We start from the raw sequence: 15,499 nt of genomic DNA, 5'->3' as shown, positions 1-15,499 counted from the left end.
AATTATGGTTTGTATGGTACCGAGATCCTTTCTGCGTCAGGATGAAAGGTTGGGGGAAACCGAAGGTTAAGTTACTGGACACCAATACCCCACCCTTTGTATGGTTCCGAAAACCTTCGTTCCTCAGCCTGACACCGGTAAAAAACCAAGGAGGGGCAAATTACTCTTGCCCCCTCCTTGGTTTTTATCAAACTGCTTTTTATTTCTTCAAGGTGTTTTCAAACAACTTAAATATCCTCTTATATTCATCGGTCCAACTGCTTGGCTGTACGAATCCATGATCTTCAACTGGATAAACCGCTAAATCCCAATTTTCTTTTCCTAATTCTATCAATCGTTGGTTAAGCCTGACGATATCCTGAAATTGTACATTGACATCTACCATACCATGCAACATCAATAGATTGCCTTCTAATTTATCTGCAAAATAGATTGGTGAACTTCTCTTGAAGGCGATCGGATCCTCTACTGGCGTATTCAATATATTGGCAGTATAGCCATGGTTATAATGTGCCCAATCCGTAACAGACCTTAGCGCCGCACCAGACTTGAATACCTTTGGTTCGGTAAATAGGCCCATCAAAGTAATGAAACCTCCGTATGAGCCTCCATATAGGCCTACATTGGCAGGGTTAACTCCATAATGGTCTACCAAATACTTTACACCATCGACCTGATCGGTAAGATCCTTCCCGCCCATATGCCTGTAAATGCCTGTACGGTGATTTCGCCCATAACCTGAGCTTGCCGTATAATCAATATCAATTACGGTATAGCCATTGTCGGCCAACATATTATTGAACATATATTCCCTGAAATATTGGCTCCACCAATAATGTACATTCTGCAGATAACCAGCTCCATGGACAAATACCACAGCCGGTTTATTTGGATGCGGATTCTTGGCTGGATAAACGCGAGCATACACATCATCGCCATAGCGGTTTTGGAATTTAACCATATCCGGCTCGCGCCAAGCATAGCTGTCAAATTCTGCGCTGGTCGATTTGGTAATTTGGCTGGCATTCGCCTGGGCTTTGTTATTCTGCAAGAACAGTTCCCAAGGCTTGTTCATGGTAGAATGGCTGATCGCCAAGTATTTTTCATCCGGTGAAAGCGTGACTTCATTCCCACCCTTCATTGAAGTAATCTGCGATAAATTTCCTCCTTGAACAGGTAAGCTATAAAAATGGGTAATACCTGGATGCTCTTTGTTGCCTGAGATATAGAAATTCTTTCCATCTTTTGACAACTGCACGGATTGCACCTCCCAATTCCCTTCGGTCAATTGCTTTTTACTGTTGCTATTGAGGTCATAACTATACAGGTGAGAATACCCAGAGGCTTCACTATTAAAATAAAAAGTATGTTCATTCAACCATTTGACATCCCTTCCGATTCCAGGTCCTGATATCCAAGCATCATCATGCTGCCTATCCAATTGGGTCACACTCGCATCTTCAGGGTTTACTTTCAGGATCCAGAAATCCTTGTTGTCCTGCGCTTTTGCCGTCATAACCACATATTTTGCATTAGGTGACCATGAAGCTACACCCCAGGTGATTTGACGATCTTTATTAGCTTTTTGTAGCTCTGCAAGACGTTCTGGATAGTCAGATAAATAAGCTGGCAGGTCTTTGATTCCCGGAATATTGGCAGCCTTAACCTCTAAAGCAGTATCTTGTTTCACTTTATAAACGTAGGCCTTAAACTGTGTGAGTGCATTTCCCACTTTAGTACGCATATTGAGGTCTTCCACATATCCCGAACGGGTAATGAAGTCAGGAACAATGGTATTTCTATTTCCTTTGGCAGGATAGATCAGACGGTAAGTGATATATTGGCCATCAGGACTAACCGACAAACCTCCCAAAAAAGCGTCACCAAGATATAATGCTTTTTTATTCTCCTTCCTTTTCTGTTTATCTTTTAATCGATCCTCTTCCTTAAAGACTTCAAACAGCTGTTCTTGATCTTTCTTCAACCATTCGTCCTGCTCGGAAAGCTTTTGGTCGGATTTTGGAGCAGCACCGCGTTGAAAGTTAGTCAATTGACGAACTGTATTATTGTTCAGGTCTAGGGTATAGACATTTTCATTCCTTTGGAATACCAATTCATCATTCAACAAAAAGGATAATGGATTTTCCCTTTCTATGGTTTCGGTAAGACGCGTGACCTTATCCTTGTTCTTGACATAGAGGTCTCCTTCCCTTTCGAATACGGCAATGCTCTTGTCCTTATTAAAAATATATTGTGGAGCTTCATCCAGATTTGCAATGCTATCCGAACTTAACACATATTTCTTGGAGGCAATATCCAAGCGGTAAACTTGGGCCTTATCCTTGCCTTCTGGATTCCAATCGAAATACAGAAATTTACTGTTGTCAGACCAGCGATAATTTGAGGGTGAAGTACCCATCCATTTTGGATCTCGCATGATCTTTTCAACCGTTAAAGGAGATAGCTGGGCAAAGCTGCTAGAAACAGCTCCAAGGACCAAACAAGAGATGATGAGGTTAATCTTATGCATGAATAATTGATTGTTGTTTTTACTATGGCAAGTATACGAGATTCGGGAGGAATATGCGGAACTGTCAGCTTTATTTTACGATAAAAAACTCGGGATAAAAAAAGGGACTATCCTAATTTGGACAGCCCCTCTTTCATTCTATTAAAATCTATTTACAATTTTTTCACTCGGATGTTACGAAGGAAAACTTCGGTACCATGGCCCAAGAAACCGATATGGCCAGTGCTATTGCTTAGACCTGGGTGACTTTTTCCATCAGCTGGACCGTTTTTGGTCGCCTGTTTCAAATCACCGTCTACAATAACTTTACCATTAACGGTTATCTTGATCTTATCACCTTGGATACGGATCTCTTCTGTATTCCATTCACCAACTGGGTTTAAGGCTCCGCGTTTAGCAGCGATAATTCCATAGACCGAACCGTGATATTGGTAAGGTTTAAGGTCTTTGTACACATCAGCCCCATCATCCAAGATTTGGATTTCCATACCTTGGTATGCTGCATCGCCTTCCAATGGGGTACGGATACCCACACCGTTGTTTGCTCCTGGCGTCAATTTAAACTCAAATCTGTATACGAAATCGCCATATTGATCCTTGGTATAAAGGTTCTTTCCAAATTTAGCATCTGGGTTTGAACGAATATAGCCTTCCGGAGTGATCTCATAAGCTGAAGTACTCGTCCATTTATCAAGGTTAGTACCATCAAAAAGCAATTCAAAACCTTCTTGTTTCTCTTGATTGCTCAAAGTAGAGATTTCCTTACGAGGAATTTCCTTGATAAAGATATCGCGGTACCATACTCTTGATCCATGAGCTTGAAGTTCGATCTGCTCCGTTGGGAAGATCGATTGATTACGGTCCCAATAGTTTTCCAATGGAACATTATCAACGACCAATTCGCCATTCAACCAAACGGATACATCCTCACCTACCATTTTGATCTTGAAGGTATTCCATTCACCTAAGGCATTATCTGCAACTTTAATAGGATCTTTGGCATTTTTAGCATTGTTGTATAGACCCCCAGAACCTACTTGAGCCCCTACCTCGGTACGAGAGATATCCCAAATCTGAACTTGTGGAGTTCCTCTCAAGTAAATACCAGCATCTGGTTCTTTACCATTAGGATCTAATTTCCAATCCACCAACATTTCAAAATCGCCATATTTCTTGATCGTAGCGATATTGTCTCCATGACCGCTGAAAACAAGATCACCATTCTCTGCAGTCCAGCTTTCGCGCATCTTTTTGTCAGCTTCCACTTGTTTCTTCGCTAATTCAGCTTTCGACATATTGGCGCGTTTGATTGGATTTTCCACCAATCCTTGCCATCCTGTCAAATCTTTACCATTGAACATGGAAACAAAGCCTTCACCACTTGGCATTTCTGCTAGATGACGGACGATAGCTTCTTTCAGGTAAGAACTTTCGCTTCCTGATAGTCTAGTTGCTGCATCGTTTAGGATCTTGCGAACATCAGCACCAATATAGTCCTTATGGTCCATAGCGATATTCATGGCTACGTTTGTTGCTGTGCCACCTAAATCTTTGTCATTCATATAATGTGCAGCAAACATCAAGGCTTGGTAAGTACCAGTAGACTGAAGGTTTGCTAAAGCGGCTCTTTTTTGCTTGCTATCTTGAGCAAGTTCAAAAGCATCTTTCAGCAATAAGGTTTTCTGATCAGCATTGACAGTACTTGCATTCAGCTGTTTGATAAGGCCATTGAAAATGGTATTGAATAGCGCAGGATCCTTTTCCGTTTTGGAAAGACGGATCAAGACTGGGAGAGATTCCGAGTTTGACCAGTTTGCCAAAGCTTGGATAGATTCAGCTTTCAACGGTCCATTGCTCCCCACATAGTTTTCAACAGCTTTTAAAGCATCTGCACCACCAACACCTGCGAATATTGGAAAATATTTCGCTGCGGAAGGAGCCGCAGAACGTGAAATATTGGCTGCCAAACGTTGGATTTTAGCATCCTTATCTGGGCTGGCATTAATTGCATCAATTGCTGCTTGCTGTGCATATTTTAATTCTTCTCCCGAAGCATTGTCCATCAATTGGATGACAGCTTCAAGGTTATCTGGATTTACAGTGTTGGACAAGGCCTTGAAAGCCGCCAATTTCACTGCAGCATCCGTTGAAGCCGTTAAGGGCAATACCGCAGCAGATGATGATGGATTGGTTCTATGTGATAGAACATCCAATAAAGCCACTTGGGTTTTTGCATCCGCATTGGCTAAAGCTCCATTCACAACATCCATTGTTCCTTTATCTTTTGAGGATAAAAGCAATGTTTTGATAACGGCCAATTCCTTTTCTGAGGCATTTGGTATCTGCTTGATCAAGAAATCTGAATTTGCTCCTTTGGTCAATACAGAAAGTGCATTTAAAGCGGCGATTTTAGCTTCCTCATCCTTCAATGCAGGAAAGCTTTTTTCAATAGCCTTTACTGAACCCGTTGCATCTTCGGTGGCCAAGAAATTTAATAAGCTCTCTTGGGCATCGCCATCAAACTTTCTCAATGAACCAGCTAGTTTTACCAAGTCGCTTGCTTTCGCTTCATCAGCCAATAGGCCTAAAGCTACATTACGAAGTAGTTTATCTTCATTAGAAGCCAATTTGATCAATTGTTTCTTCTGCTTGGCTGGGTTGATGGCTGTCAATACCGAAATAGCTCCAGCTTGGATGGTTGGCGCTTTGAAAGCCGTAGCATTCTTGTATAAGGTGGTAGCAAATCTGGTTGCTTCCGCATCCTTGTCTTTTTTAGCTAAACCTTCCGCATAGTCAACCGCTAAACTTGCCGCATTGGTCTTATCGTACTGATAGCTTTTTTCTTCTGCTTTCTTTAAGAAAAGTTCTGCGGAATTAGGGCCAGCAATTTTACTCAATGCCGTTAAACCTGCAACTTGGAAATTATCTGAAGAATATTTCCCGATCAGCTCGATAATCTTCGCTTCCGCTTCGGTAGATTCCAGCTCACCAAGAGCCGTTACGATTGCAGTAGCCGTTTTTTCAGTGGCTGAGCTGTTTAAAGCAGCATTTAATGCGCTAGCAGCTTCAGGAGTATGGATAGCATTCAAAACGCGAGCTGCTTTTTCAGCTAAGTCTTCATCTGCCAAGTACGGAGCTACCTTTTCAATAGCATCGTTTTTAGCACAGAATTTAAGCAGTTCAAATACGTATCCTTTGTTGTTTTTATCGGTCAATTTATCCAATGCCTCTAATAAGCCCTTCACATAGGTTGCACGTTGGCCCTCCATGTTGGGTTGCATCACAAAAAACGCATATGAGTTTGTGGCATATTCGATTGGTGCATTATTTCCCCCTTGAGGTTTCAATCCTAGCAATAGCGCTGAAACATCCTCGGAAGTAAACCCTTCCAATTCTTTCATCGCCATCAGGAACTTTGCTTGTTCTTCTGCAGGTTGTTGAGCCAATACATCGGCAATCTTGGTCGCAGTGGTGCGTCCCGTTGGTTGCTGTGCGTAAGCGGCAACTTGTAAAAATAATAATGCGGCTATGGTGTTAAATACTTTTTTCATGTTTCGTTGGTTTAGAAAGACCAAGGTCCTCTCATCGGCTGGTGAATTAATCTGTTAGCTGCTTCATCATTGACAAATTCCTGTTTCGCGGAATCATAATGTAAAGTCCTGTTCAATCTAAGGGCTGCAAGGCCTAAGTTGATCAAGGTACAGGAGTAATAACCATTCTCTTCATTCAATGCAAATTTCTGACGCGTACGAACCGCCTCTACGAAGTCTGTAACTTGAGGGGCTGGGTCTGGATATTGAGCCAGCTTGCGTTCCAAGTCTGGAATATCTGACACAAATCCTCTATATAGTTTTCCATTAGGCCCTTCTATATACGCTTTTCCTTCTTCCGTTCCTTCACCGTCCAAGATAATTTGACAACCATCTGCGTAGGTATAGGTAATCTTTCTCCAAGTTCCTACCGCATCTGAATGCTGTTGCGGAGCATCCACCTCAATCTTAACCGGTGATTCATTGTCCTTTCCTAAGAAATATTGAACTGGGTCCATATAATGTTGTCCCATATCCCCTAGGCCACCCCCATCATAATCCCAATAACCTCTAAAGGTCAAGTGTGTACGGTGGGTACTGTATGGTTTGTATGGCGCTGGACCTAACCACATATCATAGTCTAGTTCTTTTGGAACCTGCTCCACCGGAAGGTTGGTTTTTCCTACCCAGTAGAATTTCCAGTCAAATCCAGTATGCTTGCTGATGGTCACTTTCAACGGCCATCCCAGCATACCTGTATCAACTAATTTCTTGATTTTCTTAACCGGTACATTCATGCCATAGAAATTGGCATCAAAACGGAACCATGTATTTAAACGGAAAATATTACCATGCTGTTTAACAGCTTCTTTCACTCTTTTACCTTCACCGATGGTTCTTGTCATTGGTTTCTCACACCAGATATCTTTTCCAGAACGGGCAGCCTCGACCGCCATCAATCCGTGCCAGTGTGGTGGCGTGGCGATGTGTACAATATCTACTTCAGGATTTGAGATCAAATCACGGAAGTCATGGTGTTCTTTGACACCTCCACCCAATGCTTTTTGTGCTATTGCCAAGTGGCGGGTATCCACGTCACAGATAGCTACTGTCTTGGTACCGGCGTATTCAAAGTGTCCACGGCCCATGGAGCCGACACCGATTACCCCTTTTGTCAAGTGATCGCTGGGTGCTAGATAGCCTTTTCCAAGTACAAAACGAGGCACAATAGTAAATGCTGCTGCCCCAATCAACGATTTCTTGATAAAATCGCGCCTAGAAGTATTATTGTTTTCTTTCATAAAATTTATGATTCAACTGGATATAACAAACTCTTTCCTTGCCACGAACAGCTTCCATCCTCGGAAATTGATTCAGCAAAAAAGAAGATTATTGTATCATAAAAATTGTATAAATAGATTTAGTTTCACAAGTGTAGGAAAACTTTTCAGTTTTCGTTTATCACATTCAGTCATAACTTTATTAATTTAAGTCATATACTTTTATTTCTGGTCAGTAGGAATTAGTCAAACGTTTGCGTAAATGAATTATTACTAAGTATCATATCTATAGATGCGGCTATTACTTTAAAACATTATTAAAGGTAATTTAAGATAAATAAATCATGGTTTTTATAATATTCAAGATTTATTTATATTGGCTTAACATCAAAAATAAGAATAAAATTCCTTTAAAAAAGAAGGAGATACGCCTTTTTTTAGGGAATATTAAAGGCGTTAATTTTATGTAAAGTCCTCTTCATGGATTTAATTTCTTCTTAAAAATTCTTACATTTAGCATAAAACACATTTACATGCTCGCTGGAATCAACAGATCAGATCAACTCAATAAACTAAAAGAATCAACCATTTGGGATATGGTAGTCATCGGAGGCGGTGCTACCGGCCTAGGAACGGCAGTAGATGCTGCCAGTAGAGGGTTTAAAGTCCTATTGATCGAAAAATATGACTTCGCCAAAGGAACATCCAGTAAGAGTACCAAATTGGTACATGGTGGTGTCCGTTACTTGGCCAATGGTGATATCAAATTAGTAATGGGTGCCTTGAGAGAAAGAGGCCTGATATTTAAGAATGCCCCACACGTTTCATCCGTACAATCCTTTGTTATCCCTGTCTATTCGACTTTTAGCAAATTAAAATACTTAATTGGCCTGAAACTCTATGATTGGCTTGCAGGCAGCCTACGCATCGGAAATTCGGAAGGCCTCTCCAAAGAAGAGGTGGTACAGAAACTCCCTCATATCAAGACAAAAAGCCTGAAAGGTGGGATTTTGTACTATGATGGTCAATTCGACGATGCCAGACTTGCTGTGAACTTAGGTCAGACGGCTTTTGAACATGGCGCAACGGTTCTGAACTATATGGAAGCCATGGAAATCCATAAGAATGAGCAAGGAAAAGTCAATGGAATTACCGTAAGGGATACTGAAACCAACGAATCATATCGCATTCAAGCTAAGACGGTTATCAATGCTACCGGCGTGTTTGTGGACGATATCCTGAAGATGGACTCCCCTTCCCATAAGAATTTAGTGCGTCCTAGTCAAGGATCGCATATCGTGATTGACCAGAAGTTCCTCGACGGGATCGATGCATTGATGATTCCCGAGACGAGTGATGGGCGTGTCCTCTTTGGTGTGCCTTGGCATGGGAAAGTCCTGCTCGGCACAACCGATATCCCTATCAAGGACCATATGATCGAGCCACGACCAATGGAGGATGAAATCAATTTTATTTTGGAAACCGCAGATAGCTATTTGAATCCTGCACCAAAGCGTGAAGATATTCTAGCTATTTATGCTGGATTAAGGCCTTTGGCCGCTCCAAAAGACGATGATGAAAGCACCAAGGAAATTTCAAGGGACCATAAGCTTATTCATTCGGAATCTGACTTGATCACGATTACGGGAGGCAAATGGACCACCTACCGAAAAATGGCAGAAGACACCGTCAATATGGCCATTGAGATCGGGAAATTGAAAGATGTACCATGTAGGACCAAAAACCTAGCAATCCACGGTTCTACACCGGATGTCTATCATGCACATTGGAACCTGTATGGTAAGGATTATCAAGCGATACAGCAATTGATCCAAGAGGATGAATCCTTACGCGACCTGCTGGTGGATGGCTATGAATATAATGCCGCTGAAGTGGTTTGGGCATGCCGTTACGAGATGGTCCGCAAGGTTGAAGACTTCCTTGCCAGACGTTGTCGCCTCCTGCTTTTAGATGCCGAGGCGTCGATGAAAGCCGCTCCTAAAGTGGCCGAGATTATGGCCAAGGAATTGGGAAAACCTGAAGGTTGGGCACAAGAAGAAGTTAAGCAATACATTGAATTAGCGAAACGCTACACACTATAATTCAAGACTATATAAACCGTAGAGAATGAAAGAATATATTGTTGCATTAGATCAAGGAACGACAAGCTCAAGAGCAATTTTATTTAACAAAAAGGGTGATATCGTCAACATAGCCCAAAAGGAATTTCAGCAGATCTATCCCAAATCGGGATGGGTGGAACATGATCCGCAGGAAATCTGGTCTAGCCAGATGGCCGTATTCACGGAAGCTTTGGCGAAGTCCAAGACTAAATTGGAATCCATCAAAGGTATCGGTATTACCAACCAAAGAGAGACCACCGTCGTATGGAACCGTAGAACTGGCGAACCTATCTATAATGCAATCGTATGGCAAGACCGCAGGACTGCTGACTATTGTGCCAAGCTGATCAAAGATGGTCACTTGGACATGGTACAGGAGAAAACTGGTCTATTGATCGATTCTTACTTCTCTGCCACCAAAATCAAATGGATCTTGGACAATGTGAAAGGTGCTAGAAAGCTGGCTGAACGCAAGGAACTTGCTTTTGGAACCATTGACTCCTGGTTGATCTGGAACTTGACAAATGGAGAAAAACATGTTACGGATGTGACCAACGCATCACGAACCATGCTCTATAATATCAATGATCTGGAATGGGATAAAGAACTATTGGAATTATTTGACATTCCGGAGTCCCTGTTACCTGAAGTGAAGAGCTCTTCTGAGGTTTATGGTGAAACTTCCACTGAACTGGGCAGCCGACCTATTCCTATCGCCGGTATTGCCGGTGATCAACAAGCAGCTCTTTTTGGGCAGATGTGCTTGAAAAAGGGAATGGCCAAGAACACCTATGGCACCGGCTGTTTCTTATTGATGAACATTGGAAACAAACCTGTCAAATCGGAAAACAAATTGGTAACCACCATTGGCTGGAAAATCGGAAAAGAGGTAGTCTACGCTTTGGAAGGAAGTATTTTTATTGGTGGAGCTGTTGTACAATGGCTAAGGGATGAGTTAAAGATCATCAAAAAATCAAGCGATATAGAAGCCTTGGCAACCAGCGTTGATACCACCGATGGGGTTTATTTAGTCCCTGCCTTTGCGGGATTGGGTGCTCCACACTGGAACCCAAACGCCAGAGGAACCATCTTTGGAATCTCAAGAGGAACTACCGATGCCCATATTGCTAGGGCAGCCATCGAGAGTATCGCTTACCAAACCCATGATATCCTGAAAGCTATGGAAGCGGATTCTAAGACGAAGATCAAAGAATTGCGCGTGGATGGCGGTGCGACTCAAAACCAATTCCTTTTACAGTTCCAGGCTGATATATTAAAGTCTACGGTGGTAAAACCTAAGATCACAGAAACTACTGCTATGGGAGCGGCCTTTCTAGCGGGTCTAGCTGTTGGATTCTGGAAAGACCTTTCGGAACTACAAGAGCTATGGCAAGAAGATAAACGCATTGAAAACAATAAGTCCGCAAAGCTGGACAAGAATCTGGAACAATGGAAACGCGCGGTAAATGCGGTGATCTATTGGTCAGATAACGCATAATAACCACTAACACCTAATTGAAAACATATTACTATAAAACCTAAAAATGACACCATTTATAGCTGAACTTGTTGGCACCGCCGTTATGATTCTCCTAGGAGGCGGAGTTGTGGCCAATGTTGTATTGAATAAAACTAAAGGAAATGATTCGGGATGGATCGTGATCACAACCGCCTGGGCATTGGCTGTATTTGTAGGGGTCAGCATTGCTGCTCCCTATTCAGGAGCCCACTTGAACTGTGCTGTTACCATTGCGAACCTGGCATTGGGCAAATTGGACCTTGCTACTTCCCTATCTTACATTGCTGCTCAGTTTTTGGGAGCCATGATCGGAGCGACCGTGGTATGGTTAGTCTATAAGAGTCATTTTGATGCTACGGAAGACCCTGGTGCAAAGCAAGCTGTATTCTGTACGGAACCTGCCATCAGGAACCTGCCCATCAATCTGATCTCGGAGGCTGTGGGAACCTTTGTCTTGATCTTTACTATCCTTCATTTTACGGATGCCAAGCTTTCGGATGATTCTGTGGTAGGTTTGGGTTCTATAGGGGCAATTCCTGTTGCCTTTTTGGTGTGGGTAATCGGGCTGTCCCTTGGTGGAACTACGGGTTATGCGATTAACCCTGCCAGGGATTTAGGCCCAAGGATCATACATGCCATCCTTCCGATAAGAAATAAAGCTGGATTTGATGCTGGTTATGCTTGGGTGCCTGTTCTTGGTCCAATTATTGGAGCATTATTAGCAGTAGGTTTGAATATATTGATTCACTAAAAAGATATGAAAAAGGGATTCTTTAGGATTTTGAACAAAATCAACCAGAAAGTACTTCCAAAGTATAGTAAGGAGGACCCTTCTAAACTAAGTAAGCTACAACAGGCTGTTGTAGCTTACCGATATTATGTTTTGATAAACTCAATGGATTAGGAAACGGCCTTGTCCTTTTCTTCATCGCCTGGAGTTTCATCTATGATCTTCACTATATTGGAAGGGAATATTACATTCTTTCCATCCAAAACATTCTTGATTTCCTCGCTGATCTGGTTTTTCGTTGCCCAGAAGACTTCGCGGTTCGCCCATGCCCTTACCACTAAACTGATTCCCGATTCCTTTAAATCACCCACGATTACCTCTTTCTTTGGTGCATCCAAAATACGTTCATCAGTATTTAAGACTGAAAGGATTGCCTCACGGGCCACTTTTATGTTCGTATCATAGGAAACAATGAAAGTGAACTGCATTCTTCGCGCCGTGATCTTCGTGTAGTTCTTAATGACCGAATTCGCTAAGGTACCGTTAGGACTAAATACGCGGATACCATCATCATCAATAATGGTGGTATACAATAGATCAATCCTTTCCACAGAGCCAGAAGAACCATTGGCACTCGATATATAATCGCCTACGTCAAATGGTCTGAACACCAAGATCAACACCCCGCCCGCAAAGTTTGACAAGCTACCCTGCAAGGCCATACCAACCGCTAGACCGAAGGCAGATAATGCTGCGATAAAGGAGGTGGTTTCAATCCCCATGGTATTAGCTACCGTCAGGATCAATAAGGCATACATCGCAAATTTTAAGAGGCTCTTGATAAAGGAGCGGATCGAAATGTCAACATCTTTTTTGACAAAGCGCTTATCGATAAATTTCAGGACGAATTTTATGATGTAACGGCCAACAATTAAGATGAAAAAACCAACGGCTATACTCGGGATTTTAAGAAGGATTACGTCGAACAACTTCTCTAGGCTTGATTCTAAATTTGCAAAGTTCATTTTCTTGCTGTGATAATTTAGCCCAAAAATAAAAAAATAGTCTTTTATTCAGTAGATGGCTTAATATTTTAAATAACTTTAACATATGGACTACTGCTATTTTGATAATAATGCCACAACGAAGATAGACAATCAGGTCTTTGAGGCCATGCTGCCCTATCTAAGGGACTCTTATGGAAATGCCTCCAGCATACAGCATAAATTAGGAAGACAAGCCAATCATGCTGTAGAAAAAGCACGTTTGCAGGTCGCAGAATTATTGAATGTAAACCCTAAGGAAATTTATTTCAGTTCTGGAGCTACAGAATCCATTAACACCGTCATCAAGGGAATCAGCAAAGCCTATCAATCCAAAGGCAATCATATCATCACTTCCATTGCGGAGCATAAAGCTGTATTGAGCAGTTGCCAAGCTGTAGAGAAAGAAGGTATGCAGGTTAGCTACCTGAAGGTAAACAAATTCGGTGTTATCGATTTGGAAGAATTAAAGAACACAATCACTGACAAAACGGTCTTGATAAGCATTATGGCGGCCAATAATGAGACCGGAGTTCTTCAGCCTATTGAAGAGATTGCCAAGATCTGTTTAGAAAAAGATGTTCTTTTTTTCTGTGATGCCACCCAATGGATCGGAAAGCTGCCATTGGACCTCAGCAAGATCCCTATCGATATTATTTGTATGAGTGCCCACAAGATCCATGGACCGAATGGAATTGGCGCATTATTTATCCGCAGGAAGACCAAACCTACACAGATTCCAGCCCTGATTGTAGGAGGTAAACAGGAGTCCGGATTTCGTGGCGGCACCTATGCTGTCCATCAAATTGTAGGTTTGGGAGAAGCTGCAAAACAGGTTGATTTCGATGAGGATCAAGTGGAAGAGGTAAGAGATTATTTTGAAAAAAGGCTTCTTGAAGAGATTGAGGAGAGTGAAATCAAAACACTGGGAAGCAATAGATTACCCAACAGCAGCAATATACATATCAAACATGTAAAGGCAACAGAATTAATGACCAAGCTTCCAACTATAGCTATTTCCTCTGGGTCGGCCTGTGTCTCAGGAGACCGAGATCCTTCTCACGTATTAAAGGCCATGGGCTATACCGATGACGAAGCCTATTGCAGCCTTCGCTTCAGCTTTAGCAAATACAATAGCAAGGAAGAAATAGACTATGCGATTCCACTCATAAAAGCAGCCTGTGAAAGCATTAGGAAGGATTCACCAATTTGGGAGATGTACAAGGAAGGATTAATTTGACAGAAGAAAGATGATTGAAATCATATTTCATATTTGTTTTATGTATTTTTGTAGAATTATTTAAAGGAGAAAGCATGGTTACCGTTACTGATAAAGCAAAAGAACGTATAAGCGCAATTATTAAGGAAGAGAACTACGATAACACTTATTTCGTACGTGTTGCTGTGGAAAGCGGTGGTTGCTCTGGACTATCTTACAAATTGAACTTCGACAATGAAGAGAAAAAAGGAGATCAGTTCTTCGAAGACAATGGAGTAAAGATTTGTTTAGATATCAAATCTTACCTTTATTTAGCCGGAACAGAATTGGATTACTCAGATGGTCTGACAGGTAAAGGTTTTGAATTCCATAACCCTAACGCTTCTAGAACTTGTGCATGCGGAGAAAGTTTCTCTGTATAAGAAAAGATAAAATCGATATAAGGCTAGCTGTTTCAGTTAGCCTTTTTTATTTCCCAGGCAATGATCAACCTACTGACCATCCCATATCTTGCCATCCCTTCAATCTGATTGTTATGTTTCAAATATTGGTTGTAAAACAAGCCTGAAACATCCGATATCCAACCGGAATAGCGCAGCCAATAATCTTGGTCTTCCTTGATATCGGCTTTAACTATTGGGGAAAGCTGCTCCTTATACACCTCAAACTTAGCTTTATCGACCAAATACAAGGTCCTCAGCAAGTAGGTCACACTTTCATAATAGGCTGCATATTGAAACCAAGGATCTGCATGGTCCTTCAGCTTAACAAAAGCGATAAAATTACATTCGTCTTCAAATCCAATCCCCATCTGATGAGAGAGTTCATGGGCTACCGTGAAAGGATAGCTCGTTTTTGGCATCTCTGCATTCACATGTGCCTCATTGCTGAAAGGATTGAAATATCCCGACACTCCAAAGTATGAAGCCATAGGGCCAATAAATGGGGTCTTAATCTTGACCTGCGACTTACTGAGCATAGGAAATGTTTGATCAGCTAACATCAATTCCTGAATCTGCCCATCGGCCTTATCCCTACCCTGATCTGTAATATTTATCTGTTCCCGAAGGGCATTTGCCTTGGCAATATGTGCCTCCAATACGGATAGATGGTCTTCTAACTTAATGGTATCGACTTTGATATCCAATTGCTTACTCATGGGGATCCTATAATAGTTCAATGCCCAAGCAGCATAGAAGAAAATATAGAAAGTCAAGAGCAGGCCAATAAACTTTAAAAATCGTTTTCCTGACTGAGCATATTGCTTTTTGAAGAGCAAAACAATGGCTTTAATGAGTGTCCATGCAAGAAGGATAAAGATAAAAGCATAGATCAGGTCTCCGATACTAATGGGTAACCAGCCAAAAAGAAACTTGGGGATATAAGCGTAAATGGGGTAGAAACCACGGCTATAAGCAGTTTCTACCCAATTCGAGTTTGATTGAAAGATCTGCAAGCCCAATATCAGCAAAATACAGATGCCTATCCATTTGTAATACTGTTTATTTGACTTAGGTCTTGCCAT

The 15,499-nt window shown here is 41.8% G+C and carries 10 protein-coding genes; 5 read left to right on the top strand and 5 right to left on the bottom strand.

Annotated elements, in window-relative coordinates; genetic code table 11:
- Positions 1-199: 199 nt before the first annotated feature.
- The 3 genes from RT138_RS00450 to RT138_RS00440 form a co-directional block, all read right to left on the bottom strand.
- Entirely contained in the window at positions 200-2,530 is a 2,331-nt protein-coding gene (locus tag RT138_RS00450) for a prolyl oligopeptidase family serine peptidase (RefSeq protein ID WP_313189021.1), read from the bottom strand.
- A gap of 152 nt (positions 2,531-2,682) precedes the next feature.
- A complete protein-coding gene (locus RT138_RS00445; protein WP_313189020.1) occupies positions 2,683-6,081 on the bottom strand; it encodes a DUF1080 domain-containing protein in 3,399 nt (1,132 codons plus the stop codon).
- An 11-nt stretch (positions 6,082-6,092) separates the two neighbouring features.
- Positions 6,093-7,361 (bottom strand): Gfo/Idh/MocA family oxidoreductase, encoded by a 1,269-nt coding sequence (locus RT138_RS00440; RefSeq protein WP_185212612.1) that lies wholly within the window; start codon positions 7,359-7,361, stop codon positions 6,093-6,095.
- A 512-nt stretch (positions 7,362-7,873) separates the two neighbouring features.
- Here RT138_RS00440 and RT138_RS00435 point away from each other — a divergent pair.
- From RT138_RS00435 to RT138_RS00425, 3 genes are read left to right on the top strand one after another with little or no spacing between them, the layout of a single operon-like run.
- Complete coding sequence (locus tag RT138_RS00435; protein WP_313189019.1) at positions 7,874-9,442, top strand: glycerol-3-phosphate dehydrogenase/oxidase; 1,569 nt, start codon at positions 7,874-7,876, stop codon at positions 9,440-9,442.
- Between the two features lie 25 nt (positions 9,443-9,467).
- A complete protein-coding gene (glpK, locus tag RT138_RS00430) occupies positions 9,468-10,961 on the top strand; it encodes a glycerol kinase GlpK (RefSeq protein WP_313189018.1) in 1,494 nt (497 codons plus the stop codon).
- Between the two features lie 46 nt (positions 10,962-11,007).
- Positions 11,008-11,733: an MIP/aquaporin family protein gene (locus RT138_RS00425; RefSeq protein ID WP_313189017.1), complete on the top strand. Its 726-nt coding sequence runs from the start codon at positions 11,008-11,010 to the stop codon at positions 11,731-11,733.
- 149 nt (positions 11,734-11,882) lie between these two features.
- Here RT138_RS00425 and RT138_RS00420 read toward each other — a convergent pair whose 3' ends face one another.
- Complete coding sequence (locus RT138_RS00420) at positions 11,883-12,737, bottom strand: mechanosensitive ion channel domain-containing protein (RefSeq protein ID WP_313189016.1); 855 nt, start codon at positions 12,735-12,737, stop codon at positions 11,883-11,885.
- 85 nt (positions 12,738-12,822) lie between these two features.
- Here RT138_RS00420 and RT138_RS00415 point away from each other — a divergent pair, with 85 nt between their 5' ends.
- Positions 12,823-13,995, top strand: coding sequence for a cysteine desulfurase family protein (locus RT138_RS00415; protein ID WP_313189015.1), 1,173 nt, complete (start codon positions 12,823-12,825; stop codon positions 13,993-13,995).
- Positions 13,996-14,069: 74 nt separating this feature from the next.
- Positions 14,070-14,396 (top strand): HesB/IscA family protein, encoded by a 327-nt coding sequence (locus RT138_RS00410; protein WP_185212618.1) that lies wholly within the window; start codon positions 14,070-14,072, stop codon positions 14,394-14,396.
- Positions 14,397-14,428: 32 nt separating this feature from the next.
- Here RT138_RS00410 and RT138_RS00405 read toward each other — a convergent pair whose 3' ends face one another.
- Entirely contained in the window at positions 14,429-15,499 is a 1,071-nt protein-coding gene (locus RT138_RS00405; protein WP_313189014.1) for a DUF3810 domain-containing protein, read from the bottom strand.

The sequence above is a fragment of the Sphingobacterium sp. genome, from assembly GCF_032065005.1.
Lineage (GTDB): Bacteria > Bacteroidota > Bacteroidia > Sphingobacteriales > Sphingobacteriaceae > Sphingobacterium.
Note: the sequence above shows the minus strand (reverse complement) of the source record. Positions and strands in the feature narration are given on the sequence as shown.